The sequence below is a fragment of the Pseudoalteromonas phenolica genome (genome assembly GCF_044788725.1).
GTDB classification, from domain to species: domain Bacteria; phylum Pseudomonadota; class Gammaproteobacteria; order Enterobacterales; family Alteromonadaceae; genus Pseudoalteromonas; species Pseudoalteromonas phenolica_C.
Genome location: NZ_CP173162.1, coordinates 611,353 through 633,938, shown reverse-complemented (window position 1 = coordinate 633,938; position 22,586 = coordinate 611,353). Strand labels below are relative to the sequence as shown.

Sequence of the window (22,586 nt, the reverse complement as noted above, 5' to 3'; positions counted from 1 at the left end):
ACAGCCTTTGCATACGTATTCAGGATTTGCAGTTTTATGAATGACGCTATGATGCAATCATCAAGAAAAATGACAAAGAGGTTGGGTGTGAGTAAAGTTTTTTTGGGTATTAGCCTAGTTACAGGGCTAGTTTTAAACCCACTCATTGCAGTACAAGCTGTTGAAAATAAGAACAATGACAAACCTTATACGATTGCATCAAAAGCGCATAAATATGTGTCTCACAGCTATCAAAATGGTGAGCTGACGGTTACCACAACACTGGGTGATGTTACCTTCTCAGCACTCAATGACAGTGCCATTGAAGCGGTATTCAATGCCAAACAAGCTGTGGTGTCGGCAAGTAACCTGCCTTCTTATACCATCAGTGAAACACACCAAGACCACACCTTACTCTTCAGTCAAAAGACTTCACAGCAAGGCAATGTGCTTGTTGGCTCAGCAGGCAATATGCGTGTCGAAATTACCACGCAGCCTTATTCTGTTAGTTACTTTAAAGGCAAACAATTGCTGGTAAAAGAAGAGCAAGGCTTTTACTCAGGCACAGTGATTGAACAGCATGATAACCAAACCCAAATACATAACGTACACGGTGTTCGCTTTAACTTAAATGAAAGTGAGCAATTACTTGGTACAGGTGAGCGCGTATTAGGAATGGACCGCCGCGGCCATCGCCTACCTTTATACAACCGTGCGCATTACGGCTACGAAACTGAATCAGTACAAATGAACTACAGCTTGCCTGCGGTGATGTCGAATAAACAATATATGTTGCTGTTCGATAATAGCGCCAAAGGCTGGGTTGATTTAGCAAAGTCAGAGCACAATGTTTTGCAGTTCGAAGCCGTGGCAGGACGTAATGCTTATATTGTCGTGGCGGGTGATTCTTACCCAGAATTGATCGCCAACTATACCGATATCAGTGGTACTCAGCCCATGTTACCTCGCTGGGCGTTTGGTAATTTTGCCTCACGCTTTGGCTATCGCACACAACAAGAAGTGATGGACACAGTTGCCAAATTCAAAGCGCTGAATATCCCACTCGACTCCATCATCATTGACTTATATTGGTTTGGTAAAGACATTCAGGGCCATATGGGCAACCTTGCTTGGGATAAAGACGCGTTTCCTGAACCTGAAAAAATGTTGCGCGAACTACGTAAGCAAGGCATTCAACCTATTTTGATCACTGAACCATTTATTCTTTCAAGTTCAAAACGTTGGGATGATGCAGTTACACAAAAAGTGCTGGCGAAAGATGCCGAAGGCAACCCAAAAACGTTTGATTTTTACTTTGGTAATACTGGCATTGTCGATGTCTTCAACGACACAGGCCGAAACTGGTTTAATAATATTTATCAAGAACTTGCTGAACAAGGTGTGCAAGGTTGGTGGGGCGATTTAGGTGAACCAGAAGTGCACCCGAGTGATGCATTGCATACCTTAGATAATGGTCAGCAAGTGTCTGCCGATGCCATTCATAACGCCTACGGTCATCAATGGTCAAAAATGTTATTCCAACATTTACAAACGACACAACCTGAACAACGTCCATTTATTTTAATGCGTGCAGGTGCTGCAGGCTCTCAGCGCTATGGTATGGTGCCTTGGACTGGAGACGTGAACAGAACTTGGGGCGGATTAAAACCGCAAGTTGAGTTATCACTGCAAATGGGCATGTTTGGTTTGGGTTATACGCACTCTGACCTAGGTGGTTTTGCCGGTGGTGAGCAGTTTAATAAAGAGTTGTATATTCGTTGGTTACAATACGGTGTGTTCCAACCGATTTACCGCCCTCATGGCCAAGAACATATTCCTTCAGAAGTGGTATTCCACGATAAAGAAACGCAAGATATTTTAAGCAAGTTCATCGAACTTAGATACCAAATGATGCCTTATAACTACACGTTAGCGTATCAAAACAGTCAATCTGGTCTACCGCTGATGCGCCCAACCTTTATAGGTGACGCTGCCAATACAGACCTTTCGAACAAAGACAGTTACCTATGGGGCGACGCGTTTTTTGTACACCCTATTACCTCAGCAAATTTAAGTTCTGTTGACGTCACGCTGCCAGAAGGCGTGTGGTTTAATTATTTCACAGGCCAAAAATTCGAAGGCGACAAAACACATAAAGTCGAAGTAAACCTTGAGCAAATCCCTGTGTTCGTCAAAGCGGGGGCATTTGTGCCTATGGTTGAGAAGTTCCAAACCACGCAAAACTACAGCTCTGAGCACCTAACCTTACATTATTGGGCCGATAACCAAGTACAAAATGCTACAGGCAGTATGTATGAAGACGATGGCCACACCATGAATGCCGACAAACGTGATGAGTTTGAACTACTTAACTTCGCTGCGAAGCAGAATAATAGCCAACTGGGCATGCTGCTTATGCGTCAGGGCAAGGGCTACAAGGGCATGCCTAAAGCACGTGAGATCACCTTAAAAATCCATAACTGGCAACAGCAGCCAAAGCAGGTTAAGGTAGGCGACCAAATCATTCAATCTTATGATTGGAATAATAAAAACAGCACCTTAACGGTGAAATTTAACTGGCAGCATCAGCCATTGACACTACAGGTTCAATAACATGACAACACAACAGTCTGAGTCTTTAACCCGTATTATCGCCGACATTGGCGGCACCAATATTCGTCTTGCCATTGTCGATGAGCAAGCCGACGGCTATTACCGCAATATCAGCACCTATAAATGTGCTGTTCACGCCGGTCTTGCCGAAGTATTAAAGCTGTATATCAGCGAGCAGCAATTAGAAAACAGCCGATTAAGTGCTTGTTTAGCCATTGCGTGTCCGGTGGATGATGATTTGATTTCGATGACAAACCTGCCTTGGCAGTTTTCTCAATCGGCATTAAAAGAGACATTAAAGCTTGAATCTTTAACGCTGATTAATGATTACACTGCCATTGCCATGGCTATTCCACTTTTGAGTGATGAACAAAAAGTGAAAATCGGTGATGGTGAAGCCGTTGCAGGTAAACCTATTTCAGTGTGTGGCCCAGGTACAGGGTTAGGTGTTGCGAATCTTATTCCTGTTGGTGACAAATGGCACTGTGTCAGTGGCGAAGGCGGTCATGTTGATTATGCCCCTGTTGGCGAGCTCGAAATCGAGATTTTGCGTTTCTTAAACAAGATTAAACAGCGCGTTTCTTATGAGCAATTACTGTCTGGTTATGGTTTAGAGCAGGTTTATCAGGCTGTTTCTGCCATTAAACAAAACCCAAACACTGAAAAGCTCTCTGCACAGCAAGTATCAGAGCGCGGTTTAAACAATGACTGTGAATACTGCAATCTAGCACTCAATGTGTTTTGTCGTGTACTCGGCGCCTTTGCTGGCAATTTGGCGCTAACATGCAACAGCGTCGGTGGTGTCTATATCGCAGGTGGCATAGTGCCACGCTTTGTTGATTTCTTAAAATCAACGGCATTTAGAGAGCGCTTTGAAAATAAAGGCCGTTTATCACACATTCCGCGTCAAGCGCCGACTTATGTGATCACAGAAAGCCAGCCGGGCCTACTGGGTGCTGCAGCTTATGCGATGCAAAGCTAATCTTACTTTGAAGTGGCATAACAGCTGGGTTATGCCACCTATACACATTTAGACTTTCAACTTCCTTAATAGCAAACAAAAAAGGCCATACGTTGAAACGTACAGCCTCTGTGCTAGCTACAAGGGGGTAAATAACTAAACTTTAGAAAATCGCGTAAGATACGCTGAACTTTACGCTTCTTGGCAGAATATATCGGCCATTTGGCGATGTTGGGTTACGTGGATCACCCTCGGTAATGCCCATTTTATCCGTCACATTATCAATTGCTAATTGCATTTTCACGCGCTCTGACGGCTCATACAAAATACCAAAATCAACCTTGCTATAGCCACCTAATACCACGGTGTTTTCGTTGTTGCCCCAACGGTCATCAACAGAAGATAATGTGCCGTAAACAGTTAGGTATTGGTCTTCCCCTAAGTCGAATTCATAACTTGGTGTTAAACGTATTTGCCAAGCTGGCTGACGCTGCGCTTCGTTGCCAGCATTGTTCGGGCTTTCAGTTATTTCTGTTTCTTGTAAAGTGGCATTTAGATTAACTTTTAAACCTTGCTCTGCAACGTAGTTCATATCTAATTCGACGCCATAAGCTTCATTTGTCAGGATTTCAGCAGGATCACCTGGTCTTCGAACAAATGTGTCACCCTTTACTTCATTATTAAAGAAGGTCGCAAACGCTTGTAGGCTATCTGTCATATACTTATAACCAAGCTCGCCTTGAGTGACTTCTTTGATCAAGTCTTCACCCGACGAATACACGCCATAGTTATCTCTAAAGTCATCAAAGTAAGGCATTTTATAGCCTTTATTTACACGACCAAATACAGCCATTTCATCATTCAGGCTGTAGTTAATGCCTGCAGTCCATGATGTTCTGCTTTGCTCATAAGATACTGGCTTGTTAATAATGCCATCAAGGCCTTCATCAACTGAGTACTCCACTTCGTGCGTTTCACGTCGAATACCGCCATCTAGGGTAATGTCATCACTCAGTTCATAACTCACAGTTGAATACAGAGCTGATGTTGTTGCATCACCGGTTGAGTTGATATCGTAGTTCCAGCCACAGCCTTCTACATCGTCGTTACACTCTATGCCCGACAGCATTTCGCCGCCCGCTTCAAGTACATGGTATGCATGGTTTCCAAGCGTCCACCAATCTTTTGCTGATGTTGAGGCATTGTATAAGCCCACTGACATGCTTAAGTCACCAAACGATTTAGATACGGCAAGATCATTGGTGAAAGCCTCAATGTCTTTGAGCACCACCCAGCGACCAATTTGCTGAACAGGCGTGTCACCCGCGTACTCTTTACCTGTAACTGCACCCAGCGCAGAAACACCATCATCAGCAACCTCGGCGACCGTTGTTGCTGAGCCATTTGGTACTAAACCATATGTGTTAGCTTTACCTTGCGTTAGGCTAAAGCGGTCGATGATCTCCCACCCATTGCCTAATTCAAACTTAATGCTACCGCCTGATACATGACCGTTCCAACCGCGACCTTCACCAAAATCAAAGGTTTGAGCATGGTCATTTTCACCGTAATACACTTGTGCTTGACGGTTTAAACTACCGATTTGCGTATATCCTGCGTCGATGCTTTCAACGTTGAGTGGGGTAGGTAAATACCAAGTACCTGTATCGTCGGTTTGTCGGGTATAAACGTTGACTTCGCCATTATCAAATTCTTTCGTCAGGTTAATCGTAAACTGCTGGCCTCTTTCAGAATTAAAACCCGCGTCACGAATACCTTGTGAGCGCTTGATATAACCACCAACCATGTAATACAGGTCATCAGCAAGTTCGCCACTTAGCACTAAGTCTAGACGTTGTAAGCCATAATCTGATGTTGAATACTTTGCAAGGGCTTCTGTGTCTTCACTGCCACGCTTTAATCTAAAGTTAGTCGTTAAACCCGGCTGGCCATTTGATACCACAGGGTTTGGACCACCACGCAGAGCTTCCATCGCTTCGATGGTTTCATCAATACGAAACAGCGAAGAGTTCTCTAAAAATGATAAAGTCGGCGCAGGATAAACTGGCGAACCTTCTAGTGATAATGTTAAGAAAGGCGCATCACCGCCACCGGGGAAACCACGTACAAATACGTTCGCACCCGATTCTCCACCCGAAGTTTCTACCCACACACCTGGTACCGCTTTAAACAAGTCAGCCGTACTTTTCGGGGATAACTTCTCAATATGAGAAGGGTCTAAGTTTGTTACGGCAAAGCTGGCATCTTTTTTACTGATCCCATTACCACCTGGTGTACCACTAATAACGATTTGTTCTATCTTTTTTTCGTCTTTCGCAGCATCTTCAGCCATAACGGTTTGACTGAGTAGCGTTGCTGATATTGCACATGCAATCGCACTATAAGAAAACTTTTTGCTCATTTGCTGTTGTCCCCTAGCGTGTTTTATCTTCGTTGTCATTTAAACAATCGCTACTCGCTTGCACGGCTTAAGTGTAGCGTTTGTTGCATTAGGGCGTATTAAACCAGTCCACAAATTTAGTTTTGTTTGGTGAGCTGGCCGTAAACTTACAAGACTATTTTGTCTAAAAGTCAATACTTGTTATTTAACATATGAGCTTTTGCAAACGTTTGCAAACCATTTTTCAAACGTTTGCAAAAATTACCGAATTTTTGCATTATGTCTTTGTCTTACCGTCTATTTTAAAATTGAGGATGTGGCTTTGACTCAAGAGTCTCGCTTAACGCTAACCGGATTAGCAAAACTTGCTGGCGTTTCTACTTCTACGGCATCTCGTGCTTTACGAGATAACCCATTGATAAAAAAAGAAACAAGAGAAAATATTCAAGCGTTAGCCAAAGAGCACAACTTCAGTATTAACCATGCTGCAAGCCAATTACGAACACAAAAAACCAATGTTGTCGCGGTTATTTTGAACCTCACAGATCACACTGAACAAAGCATCAACGACCCGTTTTTACTCAAAATGGTCAGTGCATTGAACCTTGCACTGAACAAAGCGGGTTATGAAATGCTGCTTTCAAACTCAATGATGGCCAGCTGTGACTGGGCCAGTTACTTTATCAGCAGCCGACGCGCTGATGGTTTAATTATTGTTGGCCAAGGAAAAAGTGAAGACAACGTCAATGATGTCGTTGCAGCAAAAGCACCTTTAGTGGTCTGGGGCGACCCAAAACTCAATAAAAAATACCCAATTGTTGGTAGTGATAACCAATATGGTGGCTACCTAGCAACCAAGCAACTCATTGAAAGTGGGTGTAAAAAGGTTTTATTCCTTGGCGATCCAGAGCACGCAGAAATGGCGCAGCGTTATGTGGGCTATCAACAAGCAATCTTAGAAGCTGGGCTTGAGTTTGATGCAAACTTAACCATTAATATCGACATCACCAGTAAAGCGGCTTATGAAAAAGTAAATCAAGAAATCTTAAATCGAGGTTTATTTTTTGATGGCATTTTTGCCGTTAGTGATATGGTGGCATTTGGTGCTTTAAAAGCGCTTAAAGAGCGATATGTCAGTATTCCCGGCGATGTTAGCGTAGTTGGTTTCGATGATATAAACATGGCAGAACTCTTTCACCCTGCACTCACGACTGTCCGACAAGATACTGATTTGGCAGCTCAATTGATGGTTGAGCAGTTAATTAGCCAGTTTGAGCAAAAACCAGCTCAAAGCAAAGTATTAGACGTTGAGCTAATAAAAAGACGTTCAACGCCATAGCCTCGCTTTTCAATTAGAAAGTCAATATTTATCATGCAATTATGACCTTACCCGATATAAAGAACAGGGTAAAAATCTCTTCTTACCCATTTCAAGTTTATTAAAAAAGCAAAATGCAAACGTTTGCATTTTGCTTTTTTACGGCATAGACTAATTAAATCAACCACAATAAATAACTATCATCATCGGGTAGTAACAACTAGGTATTTAGCATGTCCAGACTTGTCACTTTAGCTGCTATTTCAGCGTGTTACTTTATCTTCGCTATCTTGCTGAACAGCGTGGGTACGGTCATTCTTCAGTCGATAAACAGCTTTGAGATTTCTAAAGTGCAAGCAAGCACATTAGAAGGCTTTAAAGACTTACCCATCGCCATCGTGTCATTTTTAGTGGCCGCATATATTCCTCGTATTGGTTACAAAGTTGCTTTGCTAGTTGGCCTCATAGCTGTGACCGCAGCAAGTATCGCAACGCCTTTGATTGCCAATTTCATGGTCATAAAACTGCTGTTTGCCAGTATAGGGGCAGCTTTCGCACTGGTTAAAGTGTCGGTTTATTCGATTATTGGGCAAATATCGGATTCTGAAAAATCACACTCATCAACGCTTAATACCGTTGAAGGTATTTTTATGGTGGGTAGCTTAACAGGCTACTGGTTATTTAGTTATTTCATTGATACCAGTAACTTACAATCTCTGTCATGGCTCAACGTTTATTACGTTTTAGCAGCCATGCTTGTAATAACCGCAGCATTAGTGGTGTTTGCTCCAATCAAACCTGTGCAACAGGCCAGCAGAAAAACACATTTCACCACTGAATTTATCGCCATGTTGAAAATGAGCTATCAACCTTTGGCGCTTATATTCATCGTATCGGTGTTTTTATATGTCTTGATTGAACAAGGGATCAGCACTTGGCTACCGACATTCAATCGAGAAATCCTGCTGTTGCCGGTCGATATTAGCGTACAAATGACCAGTATATTCGCAGCTTCACTTGCTGTAGGAAGATTGCTCGCCGGGCAAATATTAAAACACGTTAATTGGTATCGCTTTCTGCAAGTGTGCATTTTAGGTATGGCCGCTTTAATTATTGGTATTTTACCTCTAACCCAAGGCATTGAAGCTAGAGAAATTACTAACTTGAGCAGCCTGCCTTTAGCAGCATATTTGTTGCCACTGATAGGTCTTTTAATGGCGCCAATTTATCCCGTTTTGAACTCAATTATGTTGAGTTCGTTAGAAACAGAAAAACACGCACCAATGACCGGTCTCATCGTGGTGTTTTCTGCGCTTGGCGGTACCACAGGTTCGATTATAACAGGCTCCGTTTTTGAGTTTTTTGATGGTCAAACCGCCTTTTACCTTTCTTTAATACCCATGCTTGGGGTTTTTCTTGCACTGCGTGGGTTTCGCACAGTAACAGCCCGTGTTTCACAGTAATTTTTGTAGGTCATTTCAATGAAGTCATTTTGTAATGAAAGCTTAATGTTTTTCCAGAGCGAGCTGTTTCAACGCGTGCAGTTGGCCGAGATTTTTCCTGATAGTAAAACCTTTGCCGATGCAAAACCTAAATCAAGCTATGCCGATGTACTGACGCGATACGCAAAAATCAAAGATCATACAAATTTTGATTTAGCAGAGTTTATATCGAGCCAATTTGAACTTGAGCAGATCAGAGAGTTATCAGCCTCACAGCGCACCACGGATATCAACGAACACATAGAACAACTGTGGCAAATATTACGCAAGCCTGCTGATGTGCAATCTCAAGGATCTTTAATTCCGCTGCCTAACGCCTACATTGTGCCTGGAGGTCGATTTCAAGAGATTTATTATTGGGATAGCTACTTCACCGCTGTAGGGCTAATTCATTCGGGTAAAATTGAATTAGTAAATAATATGCTCGATAACATGCTCAGCCTGCAAATTCGTGTTGGCTGTATTCCAAATGGCAACCGCAGTTATTACGCCACTCGCTCTCAGCCACCTATATTGTCTTTATTAGTTATGTTGCTGGCAGAACATCAAGAAAATAAGTCGACGTTTATCAGCAAGTATATTGCGGCTATAGAATCTGAATACCAATATTGGATGCGCGGCGCTGAGACCCTTGATGAGGTGAATAATCACACTCTAAGAGTGGTAAAAATGCCTGATGGCAGCTTGCTTAATCGCTATTGGGATGATGCAGCAACACCAAGACCAGAATCTTATCGAGAAGATTATGCAATGGCTTTGACGCTACCAGAAGAACAGCGCTCAGACTTTTATCGCAATATTCGCGCAGCGTGCGAGTCAGGTTGGGACTTTAGCTCTAGATGGTTAGCTGATCCGAACGACTTAATGTCAGTGAAAACCACCGCAATTGTGCCCGTTGATTTAAATTGCTTAATGCTGCAACTCGAAAAGAATCTCGCCCATTGTTTTGAAGTAACAGGCAATGAGATTAAACAAAGCGAATATCTTGCTCGTGCAGAACGAAGAGAACAAGCAATCAATCAGTACTTGTGGTGTGATGAAAAACAGTTTTATTTTGATTATGACCATATTGAAAATAAACGCTCAAAGGTTAAATCTTTAGCTGCAAGCGTTGCACTGTTCGCCAAAGTTGCAATCCAACAACAAGCGCTGCAGGTTGCCAAAGAGCTCGAACAAAACTTTTTAAAAGTTGGTGGATTAGTAACAACGCTGATTGATACCAAACAGCAATGGGACTCCCCAAACGGCTGGGCTCCGCTGCAGTGGTTTAGTGTACAAGGTCTTATGAATTACCAATATGACGCACTTGCAACGCAGGTCATGCAACGCTGGACTCATTCTGTCGAAACTATCTTTTCGCAAACAGGCAAGTTAATGGAAAAATACAACGTCTGTCAGCTCGTTGATATTGCCAGTGGCGGCGAATACGAAGTTCAAGAAGGCTTTGGCTGGACGAATGGTGTTACGCTCGATTTTTATCATCGTTTGCAGAATATTGACGAAGCTTCAAAATAAATAGGTGCTCATGATGACAACAAACGTACAGTCCATCACTCGTATTATCGCCGACATTGGCGGCACCAATATTCGTCTTGCCATTGTCGACGAACAAGCCGACGGCTATTACCGCAATATCTGCACCTATAAATGTGCTGATCACGCCGGTCTTGCCGAAGTATTAAAGCTGTATATCAGCGAGCAGCAATTAGAAGATAGCCGATTAAGTGCTTGTTTAGCCATTGCGTGCCCAGTGGATGATGATTTAATTTCGATGACAAACTTGCCTTGGCAGTTTTCTCAATCGGCATTAAAAGAGACATTAAAGCTTGAGTCTTTAACCCTGATTAACGATTACACAGCCATTGCTATGGCTATTCCACTGTTGAGTGATGCACAAAAAGTGAAAATCGGTGACGGTGAAGCCGTTGCAGGTAAACCTATTTCAGTGTGTGGCCCAGGTACCGGGTTAGGTGTTGCGAATCTAATTCCTGTTGGTGACAAATGGCACTGTGTGAGTGGTGAAGGGGGTCATGTTGATTATGCCCCTGTTGGCGAGCTCGAAATCGAGATTTTGCGTTTCTTAAACAAGATTAAACAGCGCGTTTCTTATGAGCAATTACTGTCTGGTTATGGTTTAGAGCAGGTTTATCAGGCTGTTTCTGCCATAAAACAAAACCCAAACACCGAAAAACTCTCGGCACAGCAAGTATCAGAGCGCGGTTTAAGCAATGACTGTGAATACTGCAACCTGGCACTCAATGTGTTTTGTCGAGTACTCGGCGCCTTTGCAGGTAATTTGGCGCTAACATGCAACAGCGTCGGCGGTGTCTACATCGCCGGTGGCATAGTGCCGCGTTTTGTTGACTTCTTAAAATCAACGGCGTTCAGAGAGCGATTTGAAAGCAAAGGCCGTTTATCACATATTACGCGTCAAGCGCCGACCTATGTGATCACAGAAAGCCAGCCGGGCTTATTGGGTGCAGCTGCTTATGCGATGCAAAGCTAAAAGCTAAAAGCTAAAAGCTAAAAGCTAAAAGCTAAAAGCTAAAAGCTAAAAGCTAAAAGCTAAGTAGAGCACAGACTTAGCTTTTAGCTTGGTTATTTATTAAATATTGCGCTTTTTTTATCCCTTTTGCTTCGGCTAAACCGCTAAAAATCAAATAAATTTAATTAGAAATAGTCCCTTTTTTAAACTAGGCTTAATTTAACCAAGCTGCCTCTAAAATTATCAAAAGCCTTTTATGGATAAACTGTTTAACTTTGCGCATGCTGTTATCGTGTTGCTACTTATAATTTCCTGTAACAGCGTCGCTCAGATACCACTACTCACCAATGAATATGCCGTGAAAAAACTCACAGCCGAAGAAGGGTTTGTGTCTTCTGAAATCTACTCCATCATTCAAGATAAGCAGGGGCTAATTTGGTTTGGTACCGCAGAAAATGGCGTAATGCGTTATGACGGCCGCAAAGTCACACTATTCGAGTTTGACAGTATGAGTGAAAACGGGCTTTCGCATAATGATGCGGGCAACCTAATGCTTGATAGAAACGGCAATATTTGGATCGGAACTTGGGGTGGCGGCGCTAATCGCTACAATCCTACATCTGGTAAATTCGATAATTACCTGAATGATCCAAAGCGCAACAACTCTATTTCAGCAAACCGTATTCAGTCTCTTCATCATGATGAAGATGGTTCAATATGGCTTGGCTCATACGATCAAGGACTAAACTTATATTTAGGCGCGAACCAATTTTCTCATATAAAAAAAGCCACAGAAACAACCGCAGGCTTAAGCCACAATCGTATTTGGGACATTGAAAATAAAGATAAAGACACTCTTTGGGTTGCTACCAGCTTCGGTCTCAATTTATTTGATAAAAAAAATCAAACTTTTGAGTATTATTTTCCTGAACCAGGTAACACCACACCAACTGGCGCAAACGAAATTCGCCATATCCTCAAGACCCGAAGTGGCAAACTTTATGTTGGCACACAGCAAGGTCCTTTTAAATTCAACTTAGATACAAAGCAATTTACGCAACTTGGCGTATTTAAAGGTGAAAACCTTGGCCAAGTAAACTCTATGATTGAAGATCAAGATGGCTTTATTTGGTATGTCACCAGTAAAGGCGTTTTTAGACACGATCCCGTTGATGACGAAATAAAACAGCTCGATTTAGAACACAATAATGGCCTGCGGATTATTTTTGAAGACAATGCCAAAACACTGTGGATCACCAATGAAGTGCAAGGCATTTATAAACTCGTTCCACACCGAAAATTTAAGTCTATCCAAAACCCGCAACTGGTTGCACCTAATGGCATTCTGACAGATAAAAATGGCGATTTACTTATCGCAACATCAAAATCCGAATTATTCAAATGGCAAGTTGACTCTCAAACACTTGAAAAACTTTCTGATGCAATTTTCACCGAAACCAATGGTTTTAATAACAATCGCTTGCTAGAGCGACCGGTGCTTTACTTAACTGATGATAATCTGTTATGGGTAGCCCAAGACGAAGGCTTAGCAATTTTTAATCTCACAACACGCGATGAAGAACTAATCACCTACCCAAAAGACGACCCCGGACATAAAGAGTTTAGAGAGATCCGCGCCCTTAATGCAGATAAATTTGGCAAGATTTGGATAGGTACGTACAAAAATGGGGTTTATACCTACGATCCAAAACAACGCAAGTTTAAGCACATTGATTCAACATATGGCCTAACACACCCTGAAGTGCTCGAAATCTTTAGAGATAACAAAGACAATATGTGGGTAGGCACTGGCGATGGCGTAAACTTATGGCAAGAAGATATGCAGTTTTTCATGCCATTTAAAAATAACCGCTACAACCCTGATAGCTTGCTAGGCAGTATTGTTCAAGACATTCATCAAACAAGAGATGGAGCAATCTGGATAGCTACACAAAAAGGGCTAAACCACTATCAACCCGATGCGCAAAATTTTAAGCATGTAAAAAAAGAAGATGGCTTACCTACCAATTTAATTAGAGCTATCGCAGATGACTCAGAAGGGTATCTATGGCTGACCACAAATAAAGGGGTTTCGAAGTATTCGCCAAAAAATGGCACGATTAAAAACTTTGATAGCCAAGATGGCCTATTAGGTTTGAACTATTACCCTAATAGCTTAGTTAAGGGCAGTAATAACACCTTATTCACGAGTAGTCAGCGTGGTATTGAATATTTCAGCTCTACCTCGCTGAGCAATAATCAGGTAGACCCTAATCTGATCCTGACAGGCTTTAATGTGATGGGGCAACCGGTGCGCTTAGATAAGCCGTACTCTTATGTCACCGACATTGATTTATCCTACCTCAACTATGTGTTTTCTTTTGAATTTGCCGTTTTAGACTTTGTGTCACCGAACAAAAATCAATACGCTTATAAACTTGATGGTTATGACAGCCACTGGATAGAAATTGGTAATCGCAACATCGCCTCATTTACCAACCTAGATGGTGGCGATTATAAATTCATGGTCAAGGCCACCAACAGTAACGGAGAATGGAGCAAAAACGTTCTAACCGTAAACCTGCATGTTTCACCTCCTTTTTGGCAGACATGGTGGGCTTACTGTATTTATGCTCTGGTATTATCTGGTCTAATTTTCACTGCGATTTATCTTAGAACACGATTACAAAAGGTTGAAATTTCGAGGCAAAAGCAATTTGTGACAAAACTAGAGCAACAAGTCTCAGAGAAAACTGCTTCGCTCGAATCACAAGCTAAAGACTTAGCTGATGCACTTCAGAAAGCCGAAGAAGCCACACAGCTAAAATCTGACTTCTTAGCCAACATGAGCCATGAGATCAGAACCCCTATGAATGGCGTTATTGGTATGCTCAACTTGCTTAAAGCGAGTGATTTAAGCTCTGAGCAAGCACATGCCGTTGATATCGCCCGTACCAGTGCCAGTTCATTACTAACTCTAATCAATGATATTTTAGATTTTTCGAAGATCGAAGCCGATAAACTCGAACTGGAAAATATTGAGTTTGATGTTAGAGAATTGATTGAATTACTGGCTGAGTCAATGTCTCTTAGCGCACAAAGCAAAGGTGTCGAGATCGTACTCGATTTAGCAGAACTCCATAACCCTTTCATTAAATCTGATCCAGGTCGTATTCGACAAATAATGACCAATATACTCAGTAATGCAATCAAGTTTACTGAGCATGGCGAAATCGTTATTTGCGTAAAGCTCCTTGCAACTGAAAACGCCGATGTATTTAAGTTACATTGCCACATTCGCGACACCGGCATAGGGATCCCAAATGAAAAGCTCGCTACTTTATTTGATGCTTTTAGCCAAGTAGACGCCTCGACAACCCGTAAATATGGTGGCACGGGACTTGGGCTAAGCATAACCAAACGCTTGTGTCAGTTATTACAGGGTGACATTAGCGTAACCAGCGAGGTCGGTGTTGGCAGCTGCTTTACCATTACTAGCCTTGTACAAGGTAAGCCGCAAGCTCAAATGCAGCAGTATGATTTCGCAAACCTAGCAATCCACTTATTACTGGTTGATGCAAATAGCTCGAGCCGCTTCGCATTGAAAAAGCAGCTCAATACTTGGGGTGTCAACGTGACCGATGCTGCCAGTGGCGAGGCTGCAATAAGATTGCTCAAAGAGCAAAAATCACCTGCATTCGACATTATACTATTCGACAAATTCTTACCCTGTATACAGGGCGAGTCGTTTGCCAAGCAATTACGAGCGTTGGCTGAATTTAACCAAACCAAGTTGGTCATGATGGGCAGGTTAAATGAGCAATACAACCAAGAAAAAACTCTCGAATTTGGCGTCGATGCTTACTTCTACAAACCTATGACACAGGCTGCTTTACTTAAATCTCTGGCGATCGCCAACATGGCACTTCGCCACCAACTCGAAGCGAGTAATTTACCAACATTAAGTATTGAGCCAGTAGCTCCTCAGTCTGAAAAAGAAATAGATTGGACCACCCATGCCAATGTGTTACTTGTCGAAGACAATAAAGTAAATCAGCTAGTTGCACTCAAGGTGCTCAGTAACATAGGAATAAAAACAGAAATCGCAGAAAACGGTAAGCAAGCTATCGAAAAGCTTGAGAAAGCGAATGAAACGCATGCTTTCACTTTAGTATTGATGGACTGCCAAATGCCTGAAATGGACGGCTACCAAGCAACTCAAGCCATTCGTTTAGGTGAAGCAGGCGATAACAATATTGCCATTCCTATTATTGCCATGACCGCAAATGCTATGCAGGGCGATAAACAAAAATGCCTAGACGCAGGCATGAGCGACTACATCACTAAACCCATTGTTGAAGAGCAAGTCATTGAAAAACTGAAAGAGTGGTCAATTAAGTAGTACGCAATGGTCTATTAATGTTCCCTTAATCTGTCACTTCGACGAGTTGTGAATACGTATGCATAACATGGTGGTTGTTTCGTATACTCTGTACTATTGATTGAATGTCATATTAGATGCCATTTTTTTACAGTTTAGACTGGCTAATAAGCGAAGACTAATTAGTCAAATTAAGCAGTCAAAATATTGGTATAAATTCACAATAAGAGTCGCTTTATGACCAGACAACAAACACAAAACACTAAGCCAAAATTGAGCTTCTGGCAGATCTGGAACGTCAGTTTTGGTTTCTTAGGCGTGCAGTTTGGCTTTGCCTTACAAAATGCCAATGCCAGTCGAATTCTTTCAGACCTTGGCGCAGATCTCCATTCTCTTTCTCTTTTTTGGCTAGTAGCCCCGGTAATGGGCTTGATCATCCAGCCCATCGTTGGTTCAGCTTCTGATAAAACATGGAATCGTTTAGGACGACGCAACCCTTATATTTTAGCCGGTGGTATTGCCGCTGCATTTGGTATGTTGCTGATGCCAAACTCTTCAAACATTGCCACCCTCATGACACCGCTCTTATTCGGTGCCATGATGCTGGCATTGATGGATGCCGCATTTAACCTAGCTTTCCAGCCATTCCGTGCACTTGTGTCAGATATGGTTTCTGAAGACCAACGCAACCTTGGTTATTCAATTCAGTCTTTCTTAATCAATATTGGGGCGGTTTTTGGTTCGATTTTACCTTTCTTACTGACCAATGTGATTGGCTTAGAAAACGTTGCTGAAAAAGGCGAAGTCGCCCCTTCTGTGATTTGGGCTTTCTATATTGGTGCAACCGTTATGCTAGGCTCAGTGCTTTGGACTGTACTTCGCACCAAAGAATATGCGCCTGGTGAGAATGGCTTACCAGAACTAAACCACGAAGCTGAAAAACTACCACTGGGCGAGCGTCTAGCAGGTTTCTTTGGCCTAATGAAAACCATGCCTGAAACCATGAAACGCCTTGCTGTTGTGCAGTTTTTCTCATGGTTTGCTTTATTCATTATGTGGGTTTACACCATGCCTGCCATCACTCAACACATTTGGGGTGTGGACGCTAAATGGTTTGATCCTGACTACCTATCTCAAGTTGGCCAAGTGCCAGCGCATATAGCCCAAGCTAAAGGCACCGCAGGTGACTGGGTTGGTATTATGTTCGCTGCATACTCAGTTTTTGCCGCTATCGCGTCATTATTCATGGCAAAAGTCGCTAACCAAATCGGTCGTAAACTGACTTATTCTCTGTCACTTCTCGCGGGTGCTATCGGCTATATCAGTATCATATTCTGGCAAGACAGTACGCTGACAATGGTTAACTTAGGCATAACTGAAATCGAAGTGCCACAAGGTGCTGTGATGCTAATGATTTCGATGATTGGTGTTGGTATGGCTTGGGCGGCGATTTTAGCTATGCCTTATGCCATTCTTGCTGGTAGCTTACCGCCAAAACAAACTGGTGTGTATATGGGTATTTTCAACTTCACCATTGCCGCGCCACAAATTGTATCGGGCTTGTTTGCGGGTTGGATCTTAACCTCAGTATTCGACAACCAAGCCATTTACATCATGATGATGGCCGGTGGCGCCATGTTGCTTGCAGCATTGTCGGTTTATTTCGTGAAAGAGAATGGTTCGGTAAAGGCTGAAGCCACTTCAGAGCAGGCTACGGCTTAATTTAAGAATCAAAGTGACGTTTAAAAGTTAAAGTTTATTTAGTGTTATCCCAAGTAAAAAGCCGCCAAGATAATCTCTTTGGCGGCTTTTTTATAATATATGCATTGACTGTTTTATGCAGGGCTTCTGCCGTACTAACAAGACTGTCTAACAATAAGCTCTGGTTCTATCAGACGGCTTTCTACCGCTTTGCCCGCAATCATATCAAGTAGTGCTTCGACCAATAACTCGCCTGCACGTTTAGTGTCTTGTTTCACCGTCGAAAGTGGCGGCGAGGTAAAGTTGGCAACAGCAATATCATCAAAACCAGCAACTGCCACGTCTTCAGGAATGCTTAGACCATGCTCTTTTAGCGCACGCATTGCACCGACAGCAATCAAGTCACATGCTGCACAAATGGCATCGAACTCAACGCCCGAATCGAGTAATTTTTTCGCTGCATCATAGCCCGCTTCTTCAGTATACAAAGCGTTTATTTGCAGCTTCTCATCAGCCTTAATACCGTGCTCTTGGAGCGCAGCACAATGGCCTTTATATCGGTCGAAAAACTCTGGTGCATGGCTTGATGCGGTGCCTAAGAAAGCCAGTTTATTACGGCCTTGCTTAAGTACGTATTGAGTTATTTCTTTTCCACCCGCAAAGTTGTCACAACCAATTGCAGAGCCTTTGAGTTGATCTTCACCTACACCCCAGCGCACATAATGCGTGCCTTGTGCTGATAGCTTTGCGAGCTTTTCTGCAAAATCGACGTAATCTCCATAGCCCAGCAAAATGAGCCCATCGGCTTTGTTACTGTCTTCAAAGTCAGCATGCCAATCGTTACTCGCTTGCTGAAATGACACTAATAAGTCATAGCCTCTATCAGCACAGGCTCGTGTTATGCTACCCAGCATAGATAAAAAGAAAGGGTTAATGGCTGAACCATCATCTGTGGGATCTTCAAAAAGTAACAAGGCCAAGGTATCACTGTGTTGAGAGCGCAAGTTACTGGCATTTTTATCAACTTTGTAATTCAGTTCTTTGGCAATTTTTTGCACCTTTTCACGGGTTTCTTGGTTCACCAAAGGACTATTTCGCAAAGCGCGAGACACCGTTGATTGCGACACACCAGCAAGGTAAGCGATATCAAATGAGGTTGCTTTTTTCACAGACAAAACTCGTAGTTAAAACCAATTAAGAATATACCTGAGTAGACCTTTCATGTGTAGTTAAAAGCACAGTATTGATTAGTAATGTAAAACCCACATTGAGCTGCAAATACGCTCACTTCATATCGTGTAAGTTAAGACTAATTAAATGCGTGGGGTAAACCCAAGCCTACAAAAAGCGTAAACATGAGCATCAAAATTTAGCTGTAGGTGCGACTTCATATCGCGCAAGATAAGGCCAATAAAAAGCGCGGGATAACCCGCGCTTAAAATGTGCTCAGCTTTTTGAAATGTTTAACCTCAACTAAGAGTATCAATGAAACTGATACATCGCTGATGAGGTTGCTAACAGCATGTTTAGCTTACCATTATCATCAAGTCTAACTCTGATCCCATCTTTCATTGTCGAGCCCGGTAAATTTGGACTACTAAAGATCTTGTTACCTTTTGAATCTGCAAACACAACTGTTGAGTAAATATCTTCAGTCCAATATGAATCGCCCTTTTGTGTCACAAAAATAAGCGTCTGTTCCGTAGAGGTCTGCGGAGAAATAGCAAAACTCACCACATTAGCATCTAAAAGCTTATGATGAACTTGCTCAAATGCACCGTCTTTCACTTCATAGACAAACAACTCACTTTTTTCGTCACTTGAATAATAGCCATCTACCTTTGATATACATGCAACTTCTAGCTCAGCGTCTGTATCAAAATTGAAATACGCAACTTGCTTACAAGCCTTGTTAAGTACCGCGTTTTCAGAAAACGCACTACCTTCTAATCGCAGTAAACTCAACTTATCTGTAGACACAAGCATTGACAAGCTATCGTCATAATGAACGCTAAAATCGTTGATATAACTAGTTGCCGAGTAGCTTGCAAGCAATGATTGGTTATACACATCAACCATTTTGATGTTGTCCGAAGCACTGTATAAAGCATCTTTAACTTTATCACCATTTACGTCTTCAGCAAGTACTTTGCTAAGCTGACTATTCTGGTCAATAGTCAGTTGGTACGTTATGGTATTCGATGACAATTCCATCACCCCTAAACCTGTATCATATAGCTCAGTATTTGGCAGCAGTAACTCATCTAAACCATCATTATTGAAGTCAGCAGTCACTGCACTTCTATCGCTATTCCAATTACTTGAAATCACTTTAGATAGTGTATATGCACCGTATTTCGACATACTTAAAACACGGCCACCTTCATAACCTGATTGAGTCTTTGGTACAAAAAACACAGCTTGCTCGCTATTGTTATCGCCTTTTGCCCATCCAGCAGGCGCGAAATAATCAAGCTGAGGGGCGATATTATCGTTTCTAACTACCACACCTTCAGCAGTAATATCTGCACTAATAAGCATGTCGGCGCCACTAGAAGTGATACCTGTTCCCCATAACATTTCAGGTTTACCATCATTGTCACTATCACCCACAACGAGCGATGAAGAGCCATGGTCAACCATGTCTGCAGTCCAAAGTTTACTTAGCTGGTTATCAGTGCCATAGGTATACGCGTTTATATTGCCCCATTGACAGTCACCTAGAATAATTTCATTTTGACCAACACTGTCTAGATTACCCACTGTCAGCGAACAAACATCGTAAGCTTCTACGGCTGCCAACTGTGATTTTGTTTGTGCCGAGTAAACAACTAAATCGTTATAAACCCCTACGATTTCATCAATACCGTCACCGTTTATATCACCTGCTGCTAACAAATGACTTCCAAATTGATTAGCGCTTAGCCATTGGTTTTGCCATGTTGCAGCGTCATAAACTAGACCATTATTAACCACTAATTCTATATTTGAGTCTTCATCAACATTTGCAAACAATACGCTGTAGGCTTCACCAACATCAGTCTCAAATAACAATGTACCAAGTGCATCTAAGCTATAAACTTTAAGGGTTTTATTGTCATAATAAGAGCTACTTTTTTGATGCAGCACTGCTATTTCAAGCACCCCATCATTATTTATGTCTGCAATAGCAGCCGAATCAGCCTCATTTTCAAATGACAGTAATTTTCGCGCTGAAGAATTGAGGTCATCGATGATACTGACGCCTTTTTTAGTCAACACATAAATTTCTTTTTCCGGATCGCTGTCTGCATTTTCAGCAAAGACTTGCACAATTTTACCTTCAGTCGGTAAAGAATAAGGGTAAAGCCACTTTTGCTCAGTGACGCTTCCGTTATCTTTAAGTAAAGTCACTCGGTAAGCATTATCTGTGGTTAAAATCTCATTTTTTTGGTCACCGTCAAAATCAGCAAGCAAAATATTTTTTGGCCTTTTTGCTACCTCAATACCCGAACGTGCTATTGGTAGAGGCTTTGCTGAATTCACTGTAACGCTTAAATCTGAGCTTGATTGCTTATCTGCGCTACTATTGTCAAAACTAAAAAAGTACTGCTGAGAAGAAAACAACATCTCTGAAGGCGCGACCCAAGTGATCTGTCCATCTTCATCAATCGTTGCCCCCTGAGGTCCTGACAATAGCGTCCCGGCTTTAATTTCTGATTTATTATCTGGGTCTATAATTTGCGCTTTAAAAGAGATTGTTTGACCAGATGAAATCTCGCTTGGTAAATCAGAAACTTCAACATAACTTGGCGCGTCAACTAGTTCAATCGTAGCCTTCTCACCAATCACAGTGTTTGCACTGTCAGAAACTTGCATAGCAACTTCGAGTTTATCGCCAAACACTGCAATACCCGATGGTAGCGTATTTGTTGATTGTCCAGCAATGATTTCGTCATTCAAATACCAAACAAAACTAACCGCTAATTCTTCTTCTGGGGTATCTGTATCATAATAGTAGCCACTTTCGACCGTAACAGGTGTTGTGGTATCAACCTCATTGTAGCCACTAAAGTAAGGGCGACCTACCCTTGGAGGAAGTGACATGCTATCAATATCAACCAGAGTCAGGTCTGAGCTGCTAGATGCCATAAAATCATAAATATGACTGATATAAGTGCCTTTATCATTCGACCCATCTAAATCGGTATCGACATAATAGGCACTCTGACTGCCATTGAAGGCAATTGTCGAACTAGAGTTTAATCCAGTAAATATCATTTCACCTTCAGAAAAATTAGGTGCGTAACCCTGTAAGTCAACAGTATTAACAGCAACAATACCTACATCAGAAAATTTGATAGACCCATTAAGCTTGTAATAATCTTTACTGCTGTGGCTTTCAAATTCTTCAATTTTAAAGTTTGAAGCGACCTGATTGCCGTTTTTATCTTCTAACAAGATATTTTGAGAAATGGCAATTTTAACACCCTGATCAACTGCAGAGTATGCTTCGTTAATCAATAAACTCCCCGTCATCTTCAAATATTTGTCGTCGCTTTTGGACTCATAAGCATCAAAAAAGACACCTATTTCTTCTTTAGATTCATCTGCATTTATGGTTTTGAGTGTCACCGCACCCTGAATTGTCTCGCCATAGGCGTTGATACACTTATCAAATTTTGCACTAACAGCGCCATTCGTTTCTTTAATTAAGCCTGAATAAGTTACCGAGCCAGATCTATAACAGCTAGCGGTACCTTCAACTTTGCCATCGTCTTTAACATGCTCATCTAAATTCGGAAAATCTAGATTGAGTAGCGCGTATGCTGAGTCAGAAAACAAATAAGAAAATGTTTTTTTAACTAAGTCTGGACTAAGGTTTGCTTTGTTATTTTCACCTTTGTAGCGACTTGATGCTAACCCTGAAGCGGCTGATTCAAGCTCTGCAAACGTTTTATCTGCTGGATTTTGAACAGTGTCTGATGCTTTTTTTTCTATTTTTTGTTGCTCAGTAAGGTTCTCAGAATTAGAAGAGCCGCCACAACCAGTCAAAGTGATAGCTAGCGCCAGTGCAATAGCTGAATGACGAAAATTTTGCATAAAAATTCCATTTCGTTATTAAAAGAAGAGTAAAAACGGGGACAAGTCTACTATCAGAAAAATATAGGGTCAAAGTTATTGCTAAATTTACATCTATAAAGCAGTAACTTAAGGTTAAAAAGAGTGAGGTTACTCAAACAAAATGAGTAACCTTACTTGGAGA

At 41.9% G+C, this 22,586-nt stretch carries 11 protein-coding genes; 8 read left to right on the top strand and 3 right to left on the bottom strand.

The features are described from left to right. Positions 1-87 precede the first annotated feature (87 nt). Complete coding sequence (locus tag ACH784_RS20295) at positions 88-2,592, top strand: TIM-barrel domain-containing protein (RefSeq protein ID WP_404395495.1); 2,505 nt, start codon at positions 88-90, stop codon at positions 2,590-2,592. A gap of 1 nt (position 2,593) precedes the next feature. Further along, the gene (locus ACH784_RS20290) at positions 2,594-3,574 is read left to right on the top strand and encodes a glucokinase (protein WP_404395494.1); all 981 of its coding nucleotides are present in this window, start codon (positions 2,594-2,596) and stop codon (positions 3,572-3,574) included. Between the two features lie 142 nt (positions 3,575-3,716). Here ACH784_RS20290 and ACH784_RS20285 read toward each other — a convergent pair whose 3' ends face one another. Continuing rightward, on the bottom strand, positions 3,717-5,975 hold the full coding sequence (locus ACH784_RS20285; protein WP_404395492.1) for a TonB-dependent receptor: 2,259 nt from the start codon (positions 5,973-5,975) through the stop codon (positions 3,717-3,719). Positions 5,976-6,276: 301 nt separating this feature from the next. Here ACH784_RS20285 and ACH784_RS20280 point away from each other — a divergent pair, with 301 nt between their 5' ends. The 6 genes from ACH784_RS20280 to ACH784_RS20255 all read left to right on the top strand — a co-directional run bounded on the left by ACH784_RS20280 (position 6,277) and on the right by ACH784_RS20255 (position 17,362). After that, positions 6,277-7,293 (top strand): LacI family DNA-binding transcriptional regulator, encoded by a 1,017-nt coding sequence (locus ACH784_RS20280; protein ID WP_404395490.1) that lies wholly within the window; start codon positions 6,277-6,279, stop codon positions 7,291-7,293. A 212-nt stretch (positions 7,294-7,505) separates the two neighbouring features. Then, positions 7,506-8,735: an MFS transporter gene (locus ACH784_RS20275; protein WP_404395489.1), complete on the top strand. Its 1,230-nt coding sequence runs from the start codon at positions 7,506-7,508 to the stop codon at positions 8,733-8,735. Positions 8,736-8,753: 18 nt separating this feature from the next. Next, entirely contained in the window at positions 8,754-10,289 is a 1,536-nt protein-coding gene (treF, locus tag ACH784_RS20270) for an alpha,alpha-trehalase TreF (protein ID WP_404395488.1), read from the top strand. A 13-nt stretch (positions 10,290-10,302) separates the two neighbouring features. Continuing rightward, the gene (locus ACH784_RS20265) at positions 10,303-11,280 is read left to right on the top strand and encodes a glucokinase (RefSeq protein WP_404395486.1); all 978 of its coding nucleotides are present in this window, start codon (positions 10,303-10,305) and stop codon (positions 11,278-11,280) included. Positions 11,281-11,515: 235 nt separating this feature from the next. Further along, positions 11,516-15,661, top strand: a complete 4,146-nt coding sequence (locus tag ACH784_RS20260) for a two-component regulator propeller domain-containing protein (RefSeq protein WP_404395485.1) — start codon at positions 11,516-11,518, stop codon at positions 15,659-15,661. A gap of 216 nt (positions 15,662-15,877) precedes the next feature. After that, positions 15,878-17,362 carry an MFS transporter gene (locus ACH784_RS20255; RefSeq protein ID WP_404395483.1) on the top strand — a complete coding sequence of 495 codons (1,485 nt, stop codon included), beginning with the start codon at positions 15,878-15,880 and terminating at the stop codon, positions 17,360-17,362. Positions 17,363-17,496: 134 nt separating this feature from the next. Here ACH784_RS20255 and ACH784_RS20250 read toward each other — a convergent pair whose 3' ends face one another. Both ACH784_RS20250 and ACH784_RS20245 read right to left on the bottom strand, forming a co-directional pair. Then, the gene (locus ACH784_RS20250; RefSeq protein WP_404395482.1) at positions 17,497-18,510 is read right to left on the bottom strand and encodes a LacI family DNA-binding transcriptional regulator; all 1,014 of its coding nucleotides are present in this window, start codon (positions 18,508-18,510) and stop codon (positions 17,497-17,499) included. Positions 18,511-18,823: 313 nt separating this feature from the next. Further along, on the bottom strand, positions 18,824-22,423 hold the full coding sequence (locus ACH784_RS20245; protein WP_404395481.1) for a hypothetical protein: 3,600 nt from the start codon (positions 22,421-22,423) through the stop codon (positions 18,824-18,826). Positions 22,424-22,586 lie beyond the last annotated feature (163 nt).